Annotated in this window: 1 rRNA gene; it reads right to left on the reverse strand. The window is 54.5% G+C overall.

The window, feature by feature from the left end:
- A 23S ribosomal RNA gene (locus tag Q7C21_RS22465) occupies positions 1–540 on the reverse strand; the annotation flags it as partial.
- Positions 541–606: the final 66 nt, after the last annotated feature.

Here is a 606-nt window from a genome sequence, read left to right on the forward strand (position 1 = left end):
GGCTCCCACTGCTTGTACGTACACGGTTTCAGGTTCTGTTTCACTCCCCTCGCCGGGGTTCTTTTCGCCTTTCCCTCACGGTACTGGTTCACTATCGGTCAGTCAGGAGTATTTAGCCTTGGAGGATGGTCCCCCCATATTCAGACAGGATACCACGTGTCCCGCCTTACTCATCGAGCTCACAGCACGTGTGCTTTTGTGTACGGGAGTATCACCCTGTACCCTGCGACTTTCCAGACGCTTCCACTAACACACATGCTGATTCAGGCTCTGGGCTGCTCCCCGTTCGCTCGCCGCTACTGGGGGAATCTCGGTTGATTTCTTTTCCTCGGGGTACTTAGATGTTTCAGTTCCCCCGGTTCGCCTTGCAGCACTATGTATTCATGCTGCAATGATGCACAGAGTGCACCGGGTTTCCCCATTCGGACATCGACGGCTGTAGCGGTTCATATCACCTTACCGTCGCTTTACGCAGATTAGCACGTCCTTCATCGCCTCTGACTGCCTGGGCATCCACCGTGTACGCTTAGTCGCTTAACCTCACAACCCACAGGCGTTTTACAACGCTGCGAGCTGCAAGCATTTGAGAGACTCGAACGTGTCGCG

The organism is Pantoea sp. ANP04 (genome assembly GCF_041982285.1).
In the GTDB taxonomy this organism is placed as follows: domain Bacteria; phylum Pseudomonadota; class Gammaproteobacteria; order Enterobacterales; family Enterobacteriaceae; genus Pantoea; species Pantoea eucalypti.